Here is a 16,960-nt window from a genome sequence, read left to right as displayed (position 1 = left end):
GATGTCGTCATCACGGTCGACGCAATCGTCGGCCCGGTGTCACCGGTCCAGCACGGCCACCTCTCGCGACCGCCCTCGGGCCGGTCGGTGGTCGTCCACGGGCGGAAGAGACCTTCGGTACTCAGTGCTACGTACCGGAGGTATGTGTGATGGATGTTCCTGTCTGGATGTGGGCCGCGACGATCGGCATCATCGTCGCGATGCTGGCCTTCGACTTCGTGGGTCACGTCCGCACCCCCCACGCCCCGACCCTCAAGGAAGCCTCGTGGTGGTCGGCCGGCTACGTCGGCATCGCGATCCTCTTCGGCGTCGGGATCTGGGCCTACTTCGGCTCGGTCTACGGCGGGGAGTACTTCGCCGGGTACATCACCGAGAAGAGCCTGTCGGTCGACAACCTCTTCGTGTTCGTCCTGATCATGACGAGCTTCCGGGTCCCGCGGCTCTACCAGCAGAAGGTCCTGCTGATCGGCATCACGATCGCCCTGGTCCTGCGCACGATCTTCATCTTCCTGGGCGCCGCGCTCATCGAGAACTTCAGCTGGGTCTTCTACATCTTCGGCGCCTTCCTCATCTACACGGCCTACGCGCAGATCAAGAGCGCGCGGTCGCACGACGAGGAGGAGTACCAGGAGAACGCGGTCCTGCGCCTCACGCGTCGTCTCTTCCCGACGACGGACGCGTACGTCGAGGACAAGATGTTCACGACCATCTCCGGCAAGCGCTACATCACGCCCATGCTCATCGTGATGATCGCGATCGGCAGCGCCGACCTCCTGTTCGCGGTCGACTCGATCCCCGCGATCTTCGGCCTGACGCAGGAGACCTTCCTGGTCTTCGCGGCCAACGCGTTCTCGCTCCTGGGTCTGCGCCAGCTCTACTTCCTCATCGACGGCCTGCTGGACCGTCTCGTCTACCTCGCGTGGGGCCTGGCCGCGATCCTCGGCTTCATCGGGATCAAGCTCCTCATCCACGCGATGCACACCAACGAGATCCCCTTCATCAACGGTGGCGAGCACATCACCTTCCTGCCGGAGATCTCGACCGCCGTCTCGCTCGGCTTCATCGTGGTGACCCTCGCGATCACCACGATCGCGAGCCTCGCGAAGGACCGTAGCGACCGTCGTCGCCTGGAGAAGGAAACCTACTGATGCAGCACGAGCTCCCGTTCTGGTTCGAGGCGGCGTCGCTGACGTCTCTCGTCGTCCTCCTGCTCGTCGACCTGGTGATCGTGGGCCGTCGCCCGCACGTGCCGTCGATGAAGGAGAGCGGCCTGTGGGTGGCGTTCTACGTCGCCCTGGCACTGGTCTTCGGTGGGCTCGTCGCTCTCGTGGGCGGGAGCGCCCCGGCGGTCGAGTTCTACGCGGGCTGGCTCACCGAGTACAGCCTGTCGGTGGACAACCTCTTCGTGTTCGTCATCATCATGACGAGGTTCGCCGTACCCCGTGAGCACCAGCAGAAGGTCCTCATGGTGGGGATCATCGTGGCGCTCGTGCTGCGCGGCGCCTTCATCCTGGCGGGCGCGGCGATCATCGCGCAGTTCGTGTGGGTGTTCTACCTGTTCGGCGCGTTCCTGATCTACACCGCGATCAAGCTGGTCGCGGGCGGGGACGAGCCGGAGGAGTACCAGGAGAACCGGATGATCCGCTCGCTGCGGCGGGTGCTCCCCCTGTCGCAGACGTACGACGGCGGCAGGCTGCGGACCGTGGTCGACGGCAAGAGGCTCTTCACGCCCATGCTCATCGTGTTCCTCGCGATCGGCAGCACGGACCTGCTGTTCGCGTTCGACTCGATCCCCGCGATCTTCGGTCTGACGCAGGACCCGTTCATCGTGTTCACGACGAACGTGTTCGCGCTCATGGGGCTCCGCCAGCTGTACTTCCTGCTGGGGGGTCTCCTGGAGCGCCTGGTCTACCTGCCGATCGGCCTGGCGGTGATCCTGGGCTTCATCGGGGTCAAGCTGATCCTCGAGGCGCTCCACGAGAACACGCTGCCGTTCATCAACGGCGGGCACCACATCGAGGCCGTCCCCACGGTCCCGATCTGGCTCTCGCTCGTGGTGATCGTGGGAGCGCTCGGGGTCACGACGGTCGCGAGCCTGCTGCGCACGCGCGGCCAGGACAAGACGGAGACCGTGCCCGACGACGTCGACGTGGCCTCCTAGTCGGCTCACCCGGCGCACGCTCGGCCCGGTACGCCACGGCCCGCCTCCCCTCGGGGAGGCGGGCCGTCGTGCTGCACGGTCTGGGTCGGGAGCGCGGGCCCGGTCGTGCCGGGCGGGTCCGGGCGCCGCAGGCGGAGCCGCGCGGGCCGTCCCGGGTCAGTTGCGGTCGGACCAGGGGCCGAGCACGGGAACCCAGGGACGGACCGTGCGACGCGTGATGACGTTCTCCCGGGCGAACGGGTCGGCGTCGAGCGTCGCCGCCACTCCGGCCTCGTCGGCGGCCTCGACCAGGAGGAGCGCCCCTGCGGGGTTGGCGACGTCCTGGGCGAGGGGACCGGACGCGAGCAGGGTGCCCTGCTCGAGCAGGTCGCCCAGGAAGGCACGGTGCTCGGGGCGGAACGCGTCGAGGACGGCGGGCTTGTCGGCGTACGTGTAGGTCACGGCGAAGATCGGCATGTCGCTCATTCAAGCACCTCGAACGGCACGGGCCGCCCGTGGTCCGCAGCCGCTGCTACCAGCCTCGTGCGCGCCACTCCTCGAGGTGGGGACGCTCGGTGCCGAGCGTCGTGTCCGCGCCGTGCCCGGGGTAGACCCACGTCGCGTCGTCGAACCTGTCGAAGAGCCTCTCGGTGACGTCGGCGTAGAGGAGTGCGAAGCGTCCAGGGTCCTGCTCGGTGTTGCCCACCCCGCCCGGGAAGAGCGAGTCTCCCGTGAACAGGTGTGCGCGCCCGGGGACGGCCCCGGGTGCGGTGGCGTGCTCGGGCTCGCGGTACGCGAGCGCGACCGACCCAGGTGTGTGGCCGCGCAGGGCGACGACCCCGAGGGTGAGGTGCCCGACGACGAGCGTGTCGCCGTCGTGCAGGGATCTGCCGACGCCGACCTCCGTGGCACGGGTGACGGCATCGGCGTCGGGTTCGCCGACCGCGACCGTGGCTCCCGTGACCGCCACGAGGGACGCGAGCGCGGCGATGTGGTCGCGGTGACGGTGCGTCGTGACGACCATGTCGAGGCGGGCCGAAGGCGAGCCCTCACGGACGAGCTCGGCGAGCCGGTCCGGTTCGGCAGCAGCATCCACCAGGAGCTGGGCTCCGCTCCTCCGGCAGGTCAGGAGGTAGGCGTTGTTGTGCGACGGCCCGACGGCGAGCTTGCGGACCTCGATCTCGTCCAGGACCCGCAGGTCGCTCGGACCTCCGACCGCGACGTCTCCGGTGTATCCCACGAGCCCTCCAGGTTGTTCTGGTCGGTAGCCGGCGGGGTGGCTGAACCGACGGCGCTCGGCTGGTCGTGTGACGAGCCTCTCGTCGAAGTCTGGCACGGCGAGCAGATGGCTCGGAGTGCTGGTCAGGGGCATGGCGCACGCGCCGTCGGCTCGCCGGTCGGGGCGACGCCGGCCGTCCGCGTCTCGAACAGGTGTGCGAATGTCAGGGGCGAGGCATACGATGCTTCGGTGAGCAATCGCCTTGTCATCGCTGGTGCCCGTGAGCACAACCTCCGCAACGTCGACCTCGACCTGCCGAGGGACCAGCTCATCGTCTTCACGGGGCTGTCGGGGTCCGGCAAGTCCTCTCTCGCGTTCGACACGATCTTCGCGGAGGGGCAGCGCCGGTACGTCGAGTCGTTGTCCGCCTACGCCCGTCAGTTCCTGGGGCAGATGGACAAGCCGGACGTCGACTTCATCGAGGGCCTCTCGCCCGCGGTCTCGATCGACCAGAAGTCGACCAACCGCAACCCTCGCTCGACGGTCGGGACCATCACGGAGGTCTACGACTACCTCCGCCTGCTGTTCGCACGCGCCGGGACCCAGCACTGCCCCGTCTGCGGAGAGAAGGTCCAGGCCCAGACGCCGCAGCAGATCGTCGACCGCCTCCTCGAGCTGCCGGAGGGGACTCGCTACCAGGTCCTCGCCCCCGTCGTGCGCGGACGCAAGGGCGAGTACAGCGAGCTCTTCAAGGAGCTCCAGTCCAAGGGGTTCGCGCGTGCCCGCGTCGACGGCGAGGTCGTCCAGCTCACGGACCCGCCCGCGCTCGAGAAGAAGCTCAAGCACGACATCGAGGTCGTGATCGACCGCCTCGTCTCGCGCGAGGGCGTCCAGCGCCGGCTCACGGACTCCGTGGAGACCGCTCTCGGCCTCGCGGGTGGCCTCGTCGTCGTCGAGCTCGTCGACGCGGACGCCGACGACCCGCAGCGCGAGCGCCGGTTCTCCGAGAAGCGTGCGTGCCCCAACGACCACGAGCTCACGCTCGACGAGATCGAGCCGCGTACCTTCTCGTTCAACGCGCCCTACGGGGCGTGCCCCGAGTGCACGGGCATCGGGTTCCGGCTCGAGGTGGACCCGGACCTGGTGATCCCGGACGACGAGAAGTCGCTCGCCGAGGGAGCCGTCGCTCCCTGGGCCCAGATCTCCTCCGAGTACTTCAACCGCGTCCTGACCGCTCTCGCCTCGGACCTGGGGTTCTCCATGGACGTGCCCTGGCGCGCGCTGCCGCAGCGCGCGCAGCAGGCCGTCCTCTACGGCCAGAACCACGAGGTCCACGTCCGCTACAAGAACCGCTGGGGCCGCGAGCGTCAGTACTCGACCGGCTTCGAGGGCGTCGTGACCTTCCTGGAGCGCCGTCACGGCGAGACCGAGTCGGAGTGGTCCAAGGAGAAGTACGAGGCGTACATGCGCGAGACGCCGTGCCCCGTCTGCCAGGGCACGCGCCTCAAGCCCGAGGTCCTCGCGGTCAAGGTCGGCGACAAGTCGATCGCCGAGGTCTGCCGCCTGCCGCTGCGCGAGGCCGCGGCCTTCCTCGGCTCGCTCGAGCTCGGCACACGCCAGAAGGCCATCGCGACCGAGGTGCTCAAGGAGATCGACGCCCGCCTGGGCTTCCTGCTCGACGTGGGCCTCGACTACCTCTCGCTCGAGCGCCCCGCCGGGACCCTCTCGGGCGGTGAGGCGCAGCGCATCCGGCTCGCGACGCAGATCGGCTCGGGGCTCGTCGGCGTGCTGTACGTCCTCGACGAGCCGAGCATCGGTCTGCACCAGCGGGACAACCGGCGGCTCATCGACACGCTCACCCGGCTCCGCGACCTGGGCAACACGCTCATCGTCGTCGAGCACGACGAGGACACCATCCGTGCCGCCGACTGGATCGTGGACATCGGCCCCGGGGCGGGGGAGCACGGCGGGCGCGTGATCCACTCGGGCGACTACGCGGGACTCCTCGAGGCCCCCGAGTCCGTCACGGGTGCCTACCTCGCCGGGCGCCGCAGCATCCCCCTGCCGGCGACGCGTCGTCCCGTGGACAAGAGCCGTCAGGTCACGGTCATCGGTGCGCGCGAGCACAACCTCGAGGGCATCGACGTGAGCTTCCCGCTCGGCACGCTGACCGCGGTCACGGGGGTCTCTGGCTCGGGCAAGTCCACGCTCGTCAACTCGATCCTCTACACGGTGCTCGCGAACGAGCTCAACGGGGCACGGCAGGTCGCCGGCCGGCACCGACGCATCACCGGGCTCGAGAACCTCGACAAGGTGGTCCACGTCGACCAGGGGCCCATCGGGCGCACGCCGCGGTCCAACCCTGCGACGTACACGGGGGTCTGGGACCACGTCCGCAAGCTCTTCGCGGAGACCAGCGAGGCCAAGGTGCGGGGTTACACACCCGGCCGGTTCTCGTTCAACGTCAAGGGCGGGCGCTGCGAGGCGTGCTCGGGCGACGGGACCATCAAGATCGAGATGAACTTCCTGCCGGACGTCTACGTCCCGTGCGAGGTCTGCCACGGTGCCCGCTACAACCGCGAGACGCTCGAGGTGCACTTCAAGGGCAAGACCGTCGCCGACGTCCTCGACATGCCCATCGAGGAGGCGTCGGAGTTCTTCGCCGCGGTGCCCACGATCTCGCGGCATCTCAAGACGCTCTCCGAGGTCGGTCTGGGGTACGTGCGCCTGGGACAGCCCGCGCCTACGCTCTCGGGCGGCGAGGCGCAGCGCGTCAAGCTGGCCAGCGAGCTGCAGAAGCGCTCGACGGGCCGCACCATCTACGTGCTGGACGAGCCCACGACGGGACTGCACTTCGAGGACATCCGCAAGCTCCTCGCGGTGCTCCAGTCGCTCGTGGACAAGGGCAACTCGGTGCTCGTGATCGAGCACAACCTGGACGTCATCAAGAACGCCGACTGGGTCATCGACATGGGTCCTGAGGGCGGATCGGGCGGAGGCCGGGTCATCGCCGAGGGCACGCCCGAGCAGGTGGCGGCCGTCGCCGCGAGCCACACGGGCCGCTTCCTCGCCGAGGTGCTCCCGGGGGACCCGATCCCGGTCGCGCCGCTGCCGAAGAAGGCCGCGGCAGCCAAGGCGCCCGCTGCCAAGGCGCCTCGGAAGACTCCGGTGCGCAAAGCAACGGCCGCGGCCTCGAAGTCCTCGGCGGCCGTGAAGGCGTCGGTGGATGCATCCGACGACGACGCACGCGAGAGCGCCTGACGCGCGGCGTCGCGCTCACGCAGCCGGGCGGTCAGGCTGCGTGCGTGCGCAGCGGCGCGGGTTCGAGCAGCACCGGGAAGTTCACGGACCGGGCCAGGAAGCAGTGGTCGTGGGCCCGGCGGTGGACCTCGGCGACGGCCTCGTCGGTGACCTGGGGCCCGTCGTCGACGACGACGTGCGGGTGCAGCGTGACGTCGGTGAACTGACCGGCCCCCGCCGACTCGACGCGCATGGTGCCGGTGACCTCGTCCGAGTATTCGCGCACCACGATCCCCGCGGCCGAGGCGAGGTGCAGGAACCACAGCATGTGGCACTGCGAGAGGCTCGCGACGAACAGCTCCTCGGGGCTGTACCGACCGGGGTCTCCGCGGAACGCCGGGTCGGCGGACCCCGGGAGCGTCGGGCGACCCGCGAGGTCTATCTCGTGGTCGCGGCTGTACGCGGTGTAGGTCGTGGTTCCGGTCTGGCCTGCGCCGGTCCAGCGGACGGTCGCGGCATAGGAGTGAAGGGCGCCCATGCGGTCACCCTAGCGCCACGGGCCGTCGCATGTGTGACGGGCGTCACGGTGGACGGGTCCGGTCGCGGGGCACCCGGGGTGTGGGTGGGCTGACCTAGGCTGGCGGACATGGCAGATCCGTCCTCGTACCGCCCCGCCCCGGGAGAGATCCCCACGTCGCCCGGTGTCTACCGGTTCCGCGACGAGCACGGTCGCGTGATCTACGTGGGCAAGGCCAAGAACCTGCGGGCACGTCTCGGGAGCTACTTCCAGGACCTGACGAACCTCCACTACCGCACCCAGACCATGGTTACCACGGCCGCGTCGGTCGAGTGGACGGTGGTCGGGACCGAGGTCGAGGCGCTCGCGCTCGAGTACTCGTGGATCAAGGAGTTCGACCCGCGCTTCAACGTCAAGTACCGGGACGACAAGTCCTACCCCTACCTGGCCGTGACGCTGGGCGAGCAGTTCCCCCGGGCACAGGTCATGCGCGGCGCCAAGCGCCCCGGGACGCGGTACTTCGGCCCCTACGGGCACGCCTGGGCGATCCGCGAGACCCTCGACCTCCTGCTGCGGGTCTTCCCGGTGCGCACGTGCTCCGCAGGGGTCTTCAAGCGGGCCCAGCAGACCGGGCGCCCGTGCCTGCTCGGGTACATCGACAAGTGCTCGGCGCCGTGCGTGGGACGCATCAGCCCCGAGGACCATCACGCGCTCGCCGAGGACTTCTGCGACTTCATGGCCGGCGACACGGCCAAGTTCATCCGCCGGGTCGAGGCGAAGATGAAGGAGGCAGCTGCCGCGATGGAGTACGAGCAGGCGGCACGCCTGCGCGACGACATCATCGCGCTCGAGCGCGCCATGGAGAAGAACGCCGTGGTGCTCGGGGACGCGACCGACGCGGACATCTTCGCCCTGGCCGGCGACGAGCTCGAGGCCGCGGTCCAGGTCTTCCACGTCCGCGGCGGGCGCATCCGTGGTCAGCGCGGCTGGATCGTCGAGAAGGTCGAGGACGTGACGGACGCGGAGCTCGTCGAGCACCTCCTCCAGCAGGTCTACGGCTCGGCCGACGAGTCGTTGGGCGACTCCTCCACGCCGTCGTCGAGCGTCGTGCCCCGCGAGGTGCTCGTGCCGGTCCTTCCTCCGGACACCGAGCAGGTCGTGTCCTGGCTCACGGGGCTCCGCGGCGCCAAGGTGGACGTCCGGGTGCCCCAGCGCGGGGACAAGCGCGAGCTCGCCGCCACGGTGCACAAGAACGCGGAGCACGCCCTCGCGCTGCACCGCACGCGCCGAGCCGGCGACCTGACCACGCGCAGCCAGGCGCTGCGGGAGATCCAGGAGGCCCTGGGCCTCGAGACCGCGCCGCTGCGCATCGAGTGCTACGACGTGTCCACGACGCAGGGAACCCACCAGGTCGCGTCGATGGTCGTGTTCGAGGACGGGCTCGCGCGCAAGAGCGAGTACCGGCACTTCGCGATCCGTGGGCCCGAGGGCCTGGGAGCGCGCGACGACACGGCCGCGATGCACGAGGTCATCACGCGCCGCTTCAAGCGCTATCTCGCGGACCGGTCGCAGGCGAGCGACGTGGAGATGGACCTGGGGGCTGACGAGGACACGGCGCAGGACGCGGACGCCGTGGCCGCAGGCTACGTCCCCCGGTCGGGCGAGGTCGGGGCCGACGCCCCGGCGGGCCGCGCAGCACGCTTCGCGTACCCGCCCAACCTCGTCGTGGTCGACGGTGGTCCGCCCCAGGTCGCGGCCGCCGCCCGGGCGCTCGCCGAGCTCGGGATCGACGACGTCGCCCTGTGCGGGCTCGCGAAGCGCCTCGAGGAGGTGTGGCTGCCCGGCGAGGACTACCCCGTGATCCTGCAGCGCAGCTCCGAGGGCCTCTACCTGCTCCAGCGCGTGCGCGACGAGGCGCACCGGTTCGCGATCTCCTACCACCGCAAGAAGCGTGGCAAGGCCATGACCGTCTCGGTCCTGGACGACGTGCCCGGCCTCGGGCCCGCGCGCAAGAAGTCCCTCCTCACGCACTTCGGTTCGCTCAAGCGGCTACGGGCCGCGTCCGCCGAGGAGATCGCGACCGTGCCTGGCATGGGGGCCGCGACGGCCGCAGCCGTCGTCGCCGCGCTCGGCCCCGACCCGCAGCCGGCCCCGCCCGCCCCCGAAGGGGAGAGCGGGTCACCGACCGTCGGGCAGCCGACCACCGCGACGACCGCGAGCCGGTCCGGGACGGCGAGCGACGCCGTCGGGCGCGAGGAACGGAGCGGATCGGACACGCCCGGGGCGCCCCCCGCGACGAGCGGGGCCGTCCCCGCATGACCGGCTGGCATGCTGGGAGCATGAGCACCGAACCCTCGCCGACGACCGTCCCCCAGGGAATCCCCGCGATCGAGGCGACCACCCCCGCGCCCGAGCGCTCGGACGCCGAGGTCCTCGTCATCACCGGTATGTCCGGGGCAGGGCGCACGCGTGCTGCCGCGGTCCTCGAGGACCTCGACTGGTACGTCGTGGACAACATGCCGCCCAAGATGCTCGTGCCGCTCGTCGACATGATGACGCGCGCGGGGTCGAGCGTGCAGCGCATCGCCGCGGTCGTCGACGTCCGCGGAGGCGGGTTCTTCACCGATCTGCTCGACGTCCTCAAGCACCTGCGGGACGCCGGCGTCTTCTACCGGATCCTGTTCCTCGACGCGTCGGACGAGGTGCTCGTCCGACGGTACGAGCAGGTCCGTCGTCCCCACCCCCTCCAGGGCGGGGGCCGGATCCTCGACGGGATCGCCGAGGAGCGACGGCTCGTCGCGAGCGTCGAGGAGCGCGCCGACGTCGTCATCGACACCTCGGACCTCAACGTCCACGACCTGGCGCGGGAGGTCCGCGCAGCCGTGGCCGAAGGCACGCCGGACGCGCTGCGGATCAACATCGTCTCGTTCGGCTTCAAGTACGGGATCCCGCTCGACGCGGACCACGTCGTCGACATGCGGTTCCTCGCGAACCCCTACTGGATCACCGAGCTCCGCCACCTGACGGGCCGCGACAAGCCCGTCCGCGACTACGTCCTGGCGCGCCCGGGGGCCCTCGAGTTCATCGACCGGTACGTGAGTGCGCTCGAGCCCGTCCTGTCCGGCTACCTCGCCGAGGAGAAGCGCTACGTGACGATCGCCGTCGGCTGCACGGGTGGCAAGCACCGCTCGGTCGCGGTCTCGGAGGAGCTCGCCAAGAAGCTCCGGGCGCTGGGCCAGCGCGTGACCGTGACCGCCCGAGACCTCGGCAAGGAGTAGGCGTGTCGCTCATCAACCCCGCGGTCGTGGCGCTCGGTGGAGGGCACGGGCTGTCGGCGACGCTGTCCTCGCTGCGGCTCATGACGGACCGCATCACCGCGGTCGTGACCGTCGCGGACGACGGCGGATCCTCCGGGAGGCTCCGCTCCGAGCTCGGCGTGCTGCCCCCGGGAGACCTCCGGATGGCGCTCGCGGCCCTGTGCGACGACTCCGAGTGGGGGCGGACCTGGAGCGCGGTCCTGCAGCACCGGTTCTCCTCGAGCGGTGACCTGGACCAGCACGCGGTCGGGAACCTGCTCATCGTGGCTCTCTGGGAGCTCCTGGAGGACCCCGTGGCCGGGCTCGACTGGGTCGGCAAGCTGCTCGGCGCCCGCGGCCGGGTGCTGCCCATGGCCGCCGTGCCGCTCGGCATCGAGGCGGACGTGCGCACGGGGGACGGGCTCTCGACGATCGTGGGCCAGAGCCAGGTCGCCGTGACGCACGAGCGGATCGAGCAGCTGCGCCTGGTCCCGCCGGACCCGCCCGCGTGCCCCGAGGCCGTCGAGGCGGTGATGGCGGCGGACTGGGTGATCCTCGGCCCGGGCTCCTGGTACTCCTCGGTCATGCCTCATCTGCTCGTCCCCGACCTCGCGCACGCGCTGCACGAGACCGCGGCCCGGCGCTGCGTCGTGCTCAACCTCTCGAGCGACGCGGGCGAGACCTACGGGCTCACGGCGACCGACCACCTGGAGGCTCTGCACAAGCACGCGCCCGGGCTGCGGATCGACGCCGTGGTCGCCGACCCGAGCGCGGTCGAGGACATCGGGCTGCTGGCCGACGAGTCGGCGCGCATGGGCGCGCGCCTCCTGCTCCGGCAGGTCGGGCGTTCCGACGGGACCCCGCGGCACGACGCGCTGCGCCTCGCCGCGGCCTTGCGGGACGTCTTCGACGGCTTCCTCGGCGACGTGGGGACGACGACGCACTGACGGCCCACCCTCGTGGGGGAGTGCGGTCACGATCGTTGCTCGTTGATGGGAGGATGTCGCCATGGCTTTGACGGCACAGGTGAAGGACGAGCTCGCGCGACTCAAGGTGGACAAGACCTCCTGCCGCAAGGCGGAGGTCTCGGCCATGCTGCGATTCTCCGGTGGGTTGCACATCATCTCCGGTCGCATCGTGATCGAGGCCGAGCTGGACACGGCGATCGCCGCGCGCCGCCTCCGGCAGACGATCAGCGACGTGTACGGGCACACGAGCGAGCTGATCGTGGTCTCGGCCGGCGGTCTGCGTCGGGGGAGCCGCTACGTGGTGCGGGTCGTCAAGGACGGCGAGTCGCTCGCCCGTCAGACGGGCCTGCTCGACAACCGTGGCCGGCCCGTGCGCGGGCTCCCGCCGCAGGTGGTGTCCGCGGGGGTCGGCGAGGCCGAGGCCGCGTGGCGCGGCGCGTTCCTCGCCCACGGCTCGCTGACCGAGCCCGGTCGTTCGTCCGCGCTCGAGGTCACGTGCCCTGGGCCCGAGGCGGCGCTCGCCCTGGTCGGCGCGGCGCGACGCCTGGGCATCTCCGCCAAGGCGCGCGAGGTCCGCGGGGTGGACCGGGTGGTCATCCGCGACGGCGAGGCCATCAGCGCGATGCTCACGCGGCTGGGCGCCCACGAGACCGTGGTCGTCTGGGAGGAGCGGCGCCAGCGGCGCGAGGTGCGCGGCACGGCCAACCGGCTCGCGAACTTCGACGACGCCAACCTCCGACGCTCGGCCCGCGCTGCCGTCGCGGCCGGGGCCCGTGTCGAGCGAGCCTTCGAGATCCTCGGACCCGACCTGCCAGACCACCTGCGCGAGGCCGGCGAGCTGCGCCTCGCGCACAAGCAGGCGTCGCTCGAGGAGCTGGGCCAGCTCGCCGTGCCGCCGCTGACCAAGGACGCCGTGGCGGGCCGTATCCGACGCCTGCTCTCGACAGCCGACAAGCGCGCTGCGGAGCTGGGCATCCCCGACACCGAGGCGGGTCTGAGCCCCGACCTGCTCGACGTCTGAGCACCAGGCCCACCGGGCCGACGAGGGGCGCGCACCGCACGGTGCGCGCCCTTCGTCGCGCTGAGGGAGGCGGGCAGGCCGGGGCGCGGTCCGGTCGCTGCCGCCTTGCTGGTGTGACGTGCGTCTCGGGCCTTGATCACGTTCCCACGCTTCGTGCAAGGTCGTCTCAGATCAGGCCTCAGGTCACGTGTTGGGGCGCTTTGGGTATAGGCTCGGGGATGTCAGGTGACAAAGACGTGCTCCTTCACTGAGGTCTTCGGGACCCCGTTGAGTCGCAGCTGTCGCTGAGGCCCTCCGAGTTCCCGGGTATCACGCCGTCAGGCATTCAGTGGGGGAGTACTTCGCCGTTCACCACCTACGTACGCCGTAGTACGTGATCGTTCGGCATCAACCGTGTGCGTCGGGAACACCGGCGCGCCCTGAGGAGGGCATTGTGACCATCCGCGTCGGTATCAACGGCTTCGGTCGTATCGGACGTAACTTCTTCCGCGCCATCATTGCGTCGGGGGCGGACATCGAGATCGTGGGTGTCAACGACCTCACGGACAACAAGACGCTCGCGCACCTGCTGAAGTACGACACCGTCCTGGGTCGTTTCCCGCTGAGCGTCGACTTCGACGAGAACAACATCATCGTCGACGGCAAGGCCATCCGCGCCCTCGAAGAGCGCGACCCGGCGAACCTGCCCTGGGGCGAGCTCGGTGCTGACATCGTCATCGAGTCGACCGGCTTCTTCACCGACGCCACCAAGGCGAAGGCCCACATCGAGGCCGGCGCCAAGAAGGTCATCATCTCCGCTCCGGCGAAGAACGAGGACGGCACGTTCGTCGTCGGCGTGAACCACGAGCAGTACGACCCCGCGACGCAGCACATCATCTCCAACGCGTCGTGCACCACGAACTGCCTCGCCCCGATGGCCAAGGCCCTCAACGACGCGATCGGCATCGAGCGCGGTCTCATGACCACGATCCACGCGTACACGGGTGACCAGAACCTGCAGGACGGCCCCCACAAGGACCTGCGTCGCGCCCGTGCGGCCGCGCAGAACATCGTCCCCACCTCGACCGGTGCGGCCAAGGCCGTCGCTCTCGTGCTCCCCGAGCTCAAGGGCAAGCTCGACGGCTTCGCGATGCGCGTCCCCGTCATCACGGGCTCGGCCACCGACCTCACCTTCACCGCCTCGAAGGAGGTCACGGTCGAGGAGGTCAACGCCGCGGTCAAGGCTGCTGCCGAGGGCCCGCTCAAGGGCGTCCTCAAGTACGTCGACGACGACATCGTCTCGTCGGACATCGTCACGGACCCGCACACCTCGATCTTCGACTCGAAGCTCACCAAGGTGAGCGGCGACCTGGTCAAGGTCGTCGCCTGGTACGACAACGAGTGGGGCTACTCCAGCTCGCTCGTCTCGCTCACGCAGTACGTGGGTGCTCGTCTCTGATCTCCGTCCTTCGTGACGTGAGGTGAATTCTGCGTCCGCGTGCGTGGCCGGCCCTGTTGGCCGCCCATGCACGCGGACGCAGTCATGTGTGACGTGACCTGTTTCGACCTGTTCAGACCAGGAGTGTGCTCATGAAGACCATCGACTCTCTCGGCGACCTGCGCGGCAAGCGCGTGCTCGTCCGCTCGGACTTCAACGTCCCCCTCGACGGGACGACCATCACGGACGACGGCCGCATCCGCGCCGCGCTCCCCACGCTCAAGCGTCTGACCGACGCCGGTGCGAAGGTCGTCGTGACCGCGCACCTCGGGCGCCCCAAGGGTGAGCCGGACGCCAAGTACTCGCTCGCCCCCGTCGCGGCCCGCCTCGGTGAGCTCCTCGGCGCCCCGGTGACGCTCGCGGCCGACACGGTCGGCGAGTCCGCCCGCGCCACGGTCGCCGCGCTCGGCGACGGCGAGGTCGCGCTGCTCGAGAACATCCGCTTCGACGCTCGCGAGACCTCGAAGGTCGACGCCGAGCGCGAGGCGCTCGCCGCAGACCTCGCAGAGCTCGCGGACGGGTACGTCTCCGACGGCTTCGGCGTCGTGCACCGCAAGCAGGCCTCGGTCTACGACATCGCCAAGGTGCTGCCGTCCGCAGTGGGCGAGCTCGTCCTCAAGGAGGTCGACTCCCTGAAGAAGGCGACCGAGGACCCCGCGCGCCCCTACGTCGTCGTGCTCGGCGGCTCGAAGGTCTCCGACAAGCTCGGTGTCATCGCCAACCTGCTGACCAAGGCGGACCGCCTGCTCATCGGTGGCGGCATGGTCTTCACGTTCCTCGCGGCCAAGGGCTACTCGGTGGGCAACTCGCTCCTCGAGACGGACCAGATCGAGACGGTCAAGGGCTACCTCGCGGACGCAGAGAAGGCGGGCGTCGAGATCGTCCTGCCGACCGACATCCTCGCCGCGGACTCGTTCGCCGCCGACTCGCCCTACGAGGTCGTGCCCGCGGACGCGATCCCCGACGGCAAGATCGGCCTGGACATCGGCCCCGAGTCGGCCAAGCTCTTCGCGAGCAAGATCGTCGACGCCAAGACGGTCGTCTGGAACGGCCCCGCGGGCGTCTTCGAGTTCGAGGCGTTCTCGGGCGGCACGCGTGCCGTCGCGCAGGCTCTGGTCGACGCGACCGCGAACGGTGCGTTCACGATCGTCGGTGGTGGCGACTCCGCCGCAGCCGTGCGCATCCTCGGCTTCGACGAGGCCGGCTTCAGCCACATCTCGACCGGTGGCGGCGCGAGCCTGGAGTTCCTCGAGGGCAAGTCCCTCCCGGGGCTCGCAGTCCTCGAGGCCTGACCCCCACCACCGCAGCCTCACGGCTCACAGAAGGTAGACACACCATGACTGATGCACGTACCCCGCTCATCGCGGGCAACTGGAAGATGAACCTGGACCACCAGGAGGCCATCCACACGGTCCAGAAGCTCGCCTGGGCCCTCAAGGACGCCAAGCACGACTTCTCGGCCGTCGAGGTCACGGTGCTCGCACCGTTCACGGACCTCCGCAGCGTGCAGACGCTCGTCGACGCCGACAAGCTCGAGCTGACCTACGGCGCGCAGGACGTCTCGCAGCACGTCTCGGGCGCCTACACGGGCGAGATCTCGCCCGTGTTCCTGAGCAAGCTGGGCGTGACCTACGTCGCGATCGGCCACTCGGAGCGCCGCCAGTACCACGGCGAGGACGACGCGCTCGTCAACGCCAAGTCGAAGGCCGCGCTGGCCCACGGCCTGATCCCGATCATCTGCGTCGGCGAGGCGCTCGAGATCCGCAAGGCCGGCGAGCAGGTCTCGTACACGCTCGCGCAGGTCGACGGCGCTCTCGAGGGCCTCTCGGCCGAGGACGCCGCCAAGGTCGTCATCGCGTACGAGCCCGTCTGGGCCATCGGCACGGGCGAGGTCGCCACCCCGCAGGACGCTCAGGAGGTCGCGGGCGCGATCCGTGCCCGCCTCGCCGAGCTCTACTCGGCCGAGGTCGCCGACGCCGTGCGCGTCCTGTACGGCGGTTCGGTCAAGTCCTCGTCGATCGCCGAGCTCATGAAGGAGCAGGACGTCGACGGTGCACTGGTCGGTGGCGCGAGCCTCGACCCCGAGGAGTTCGCGAAGATCGCGCGCTTCCAGTCGCACCAGACCGGGGCCTGATTCCCCTCGCTGCCGGGTCGCGCCGCACGCGCGCCCCGGCAGCGCGGCCACCGCTGGTGCGGTGGTCGGAGCCGAGCGGACGAGCGCCGGTTCCCTGCACGACCGGGCGACGTGGCCCGCAGTGCGGAACGGTTCGTCGGAACGGCCCCTCGTCACCTACCCTTGTCCTCTGTGCCGCACCTGCACCCGCAGGTCGGTCCAGGACACCCGTGCGGTCCCTCTCGACTTCTCGACGTGGACCCAAAGAGCCAAGGACGTACTCGTGGACGCGCTGCGCATCATTCTTCAGATCCTGCTGGTCATCACCAGCGGCTTCTTGACCCTGCTCGTGCTCATGCACAAGGGCAAGGGCGGCGGCCTCTCGGACATGTTCGGTGGCGGCATCTCGAGCAGCGCCGGCAGCTCCGGCGTGGCCGAGCGCAACCTGAACCGCATCACGATCACGTTCGCGATCACCTGGACCGTCGTGATCATCCTCCTGGGGCTCATCCAGAAGGTCAGCTGACCCTCGCCGCTCCGGCGGCAGGGGAGTGGAACCGGCCCGGCTCACGGTCCGGTCGGAAGTCGGGGGAGTGAAGTCGTGGCTGGTGGCAGTGCTATCAAGGGGTCTCGCGTCGGGGCAGGCCCGCTCGGAGAGACGGAACGGGGCGACGTCGCCCCGCGCATCTGGGTCTCCTACTGGTGTGCCAACGGGCACGAGACGCGCCCCAGCTTCTCCTCCGAGGTGGAGATCGTCACTCCGGAGACCTGGGACTGCCCGCGCTGCGGTCTGCCCGGGGGGCAGGACCAGGCGAACCCGCCGAGCGCGCTGCGCAACGAGCCCTACAAGACGCACCTCGCGTACGTGAAGGAGCGCCGCAGCGACGAGGACGGCGTGGCCCTCCTCGACGAGGCGCTCGCCGCGCTGCGCGCCCGTCGTAGCCGCCGCTAGCCCTGCCGGTCCGGTGG

General features: G+C 70.1%; 15 protein-coding genes. 12 read left to right on the top strand and 3 right to left on the bottom strand.

What is annotated here, in order from left to right:
* The first annotated feature begins 149 nt into the window (after positions 1-149).
* Together ASE15_RS04605 and ASE15_RS04600 are read left to right on the top strand one after the other, a co-directional pair.
* Entirely contained in the window at positions 150-1,148 is a 999-nt protein-coding gene (locus tag ASE15_RS04605; RefSeq protein WP_056651560.1) for a TerC family protein, read from the top strand.
* Positions 1,148-2,161 (top strand): TerC family protein, encoded by a 1,014-nt coding sequence (locus tag ASE15_RS04600; protein WP_056761895.1) that lies wholly within the window; start codon positions 1,148-1,150, stop codon positions 2,159-2,161. The genes ASE15_RS04605 and ASE15_RS04600 overlap by 1 nt, the downstream gene beginning before the upstream one ends.
* Before the next feature lie 156 nt (positions 2,162-2,317).
* Here the strand turns inward: ASE15_RS04600 and ASE15_RS04595 are convergent, their stop codons facing one another.
* Positions 2,318-2,626 carry a YciI family protein gene (locus ASE15_RS04595; protein WP_369800558.1) on the bottom strand — a complete coding sequence of 103 codons (309 nt, stop codon included), beginning with the start codon at positions 2,624-2,626 and terminating at the stop codon, positions 2,318-2,320.
* Between the two features lie 46 nt (positions 2,627-2,672).
* Positions 2,673-3,380 (bottom strand): MBL fold metallo-hydrolase, encoded by a 708-nt coding sequence (locus ASE15_RS04590; RefSeq protein ID WP_056761885.1) that lies wholly within the window; start codon positions 3,378-3,380, stop codon positions 2,673-2,675.
* A 228-nt stretch (positions 3,381-3,608) separates the two neighbouring features.
* Between ASE15_RS04590 and uvrA the strand changes: the two genes are divergently transcribed.
* Positions 3,609-6,620 carry an excinuclease ABC subunit UvrA gene (gene uvrA, locus ASE15_RS04585; protein ID WP_056651569.1) on the top strand — a complete coding sequence of 1,004 codons (3,012 nt, stop codon included), beginning with the start codon at positions 3,609-3,611 and terminating at the stop codon, positions 6,618-6,620.
* A 31-nt stretch (positions 6,621-6,651) separates the two neighbouring features.
* On the opposite strand, the gene ASE15_RS04580 is transcribed toward uvrA, so the two are convergent.
* A complete protein-coding gene (locus tag ASE15_RS04580; RefSeq protein WP_056651572.1) occupies positions 6,652-7,137 on the bottom strand; it encodes an OsmC family protein in 486 nt (161 codons plus the stop codon).
* Positions 7,138-7,245: 108 nt separating this feature from the next.
* Here ASE15_RS04580 and uvrC point away from each other — a divergent pair, with 108 nt between their 5' ends.
* The 9 genes from uvrC (at position 7,246) to ASE15_RS04535 (ending at position 16,943) form a co-directional block, all read left to right on the top strand.
* On the top strand, positions 7,246-9,435 hold the full coding sequence (gene uvrC, locus ASE15_RS04575; protein WP_082608940.1) for an excinuclease ABC subunit UvrC: 2,190 nt from the start codon (positions 7,246-7,248) through the stop codon (positions 9,433-9,435).
* Between the two features lie 20 nt (positions 9,436-9,455).
* Positions 9,456-10,394 carry an RNase adapter RapZ gene (gene rapZ, locus ASE15_RS04570; protein ID WP_056652225.1) on the top strand — a complete coding sequence of 313 codons (939 nt, stop codon included), beginning with the start codon at positions 9,456-9,458 and terminating at the stop codon, positions 10,392-10,394.
* Between the two features lie 11 nt (positions 10,395-10,405).
* Positions 10,406-11,359, top strand: a complete 954-nt coding sequence (gene yvcK, locus ASE15_RS04565) for a uridine diphosphate-N-acetylglucosamine-binding protein YvcK (RefSeq protein WP_157277150.1) — start codon at positions 10,406-10,408, stop codon at positions 11,357-11,359.
* 61 nt (positions 11,360-11,420) lie between these two features.
* Positions 11,421-12,401 (top strand): DNA-binding protein WhiA, encoded by a 981-nt coding sequence (gene whiA / locus ASE15_RS04560; protein WP_056651577.1) that lies wholly within the window; start codon positions 11,421-11,423, stop codon positions 12,399-12,401.
* Positions 12,402-12,834: 433 nt separating this feature from the next.
* Positions 12,835-13,839: a type I glyceraldehyde-3-phosphate dehydrogenase gene (gene gap, locus ASE15_RS04555; RefSeq protein ID WP_056651581.1), complete on the top strand. Its 1,005-nt coding sequence runs from the start codon at positions 12,835-12,837 to the stop codon at positions 13,837-13,839.
* 131 nt (positions 13,840-13,970) lie between these two features.
* Positions 13,971-15,170, top strand: a complete 1,200-nt coding sequence (gene pgk, locus ASE15_RS04550; protein WP_056761880.1) for a phosphoglycerate kinase — start codon at positions 13,971-13,973, stop codon at positions 15,168-15,170.
* A gap of 44 nt (positions 15,171-15,214) precedes the next feature.
* The gene (gene tpiA / locus ASE15_RS04545; RefSeq protein WP_056651586.1) at positions 15,215-16,012 is read left to right on the top strand and encodes a triose-phosphate isomerase; all 798 of its coding nucleotides are present in this window, start codon (positions 15,215-15,217) and stop codon (positions 16,010-16,012) included.
* Between the two features lie 262 nt (positions 16,013-16,274).
* Positions 16,275-16,517: a preprotein translocase subunit SecG gene (secG, locus tag ASE15_RS04540; protein WP_056651589.1), complete on the top strand. Its 243-nt coding sequence runs from the start codon at positions 16,275-16,277 to the stop codon at positions 16,515-16,517.
* A gap of 75 nt (positions 16,518-16,592) precedes the next feature.
* Positions 16,593-16,943 (top strand): RNA polymerase-binding protein RbpA, encoded by a 351-nt coding sequence (locus ASE15_RS04535; protein ID WP_056651591.1) that lies wholly within the window; start codon positions 16,593-16,595, stop codon positions 16,941-16,943.
* Positions 16,944-16,960: the final 17 nt, after the last annotated feature.

The sequence above is a fragment of the Oerskovia sp. Root22 genome, assembly GCF_001429135.1.
GTDB lineage: Bacteria > Actinomycetota > Actinomycetes > Actinomycetales > Cellulomonadaceae > Oerskovia > Oerskovia enterophila.
Note: the sequence above shows the minus strand (reverse complement) of the source record. Positions and strands in the feature narration are given on the sequence as shown.

Coding starts and splice junctions, on each gene's coding strand:
- ASE15_RS04605 (WP_056651560.1), top strand. CDS start 150: ATGGATGTTCCTGTCTGGATGTGGGCCGCGACGATCGGCATCATCGTC.
- ASE15_RS04600 (WP_056761895.1), top strand. CDS start 1,148: ATGCAGCACGAGCTCCCGTTCTGGTTCGAGGCGGCGTCGCTGACGTCT.
- ASE15_RS04595 (WP_369800558.1), bottom strand. CDS start 2,626: ATGAGCGACATGCCGATCTTCGCCGTGACCTACACGTACGCCGACAAG.
- ASE15_RS04580 (WP_056651572.1), bottom strand. CDS start 7,137: ATGGGCGCCCTTCACTCCTATGCCGCGACCGTCCGCTGGACCGGCGCA.
- uvrC (WP_082608940.1), top strand. CDS start 7,246: ATGGCAGATCCGTCCTCGTACCGCCCCGCCCCGGGAGAGATCCCCACG.
- rapZ (WP_056652225.1), top strand. CDS start 9,456: ATGAGCACCGAACCCTCGCCGACGACCGTCCCCCAGGGAATCCCCGCG.
- whiA (WP_056651577.1), top strand. CDS start 11,421: ATGGCTTTGACGGCACAGGTGAAGGACGAGCTCGCGCGACTCAAGGTG.
- pgk (WP_056761880.1), top strand. CDS start 13,971: ATGAAGACCATCGACTCTCTCGGCGACCTGCGCGGCAAGCGCGTGCTC.
- tpiA (WP_056651586.1), top strand. CDS start 15,215: ATGACTGATGCACGTACCCCGCTCATCGCGGGCAACTGGAAGATGAAC.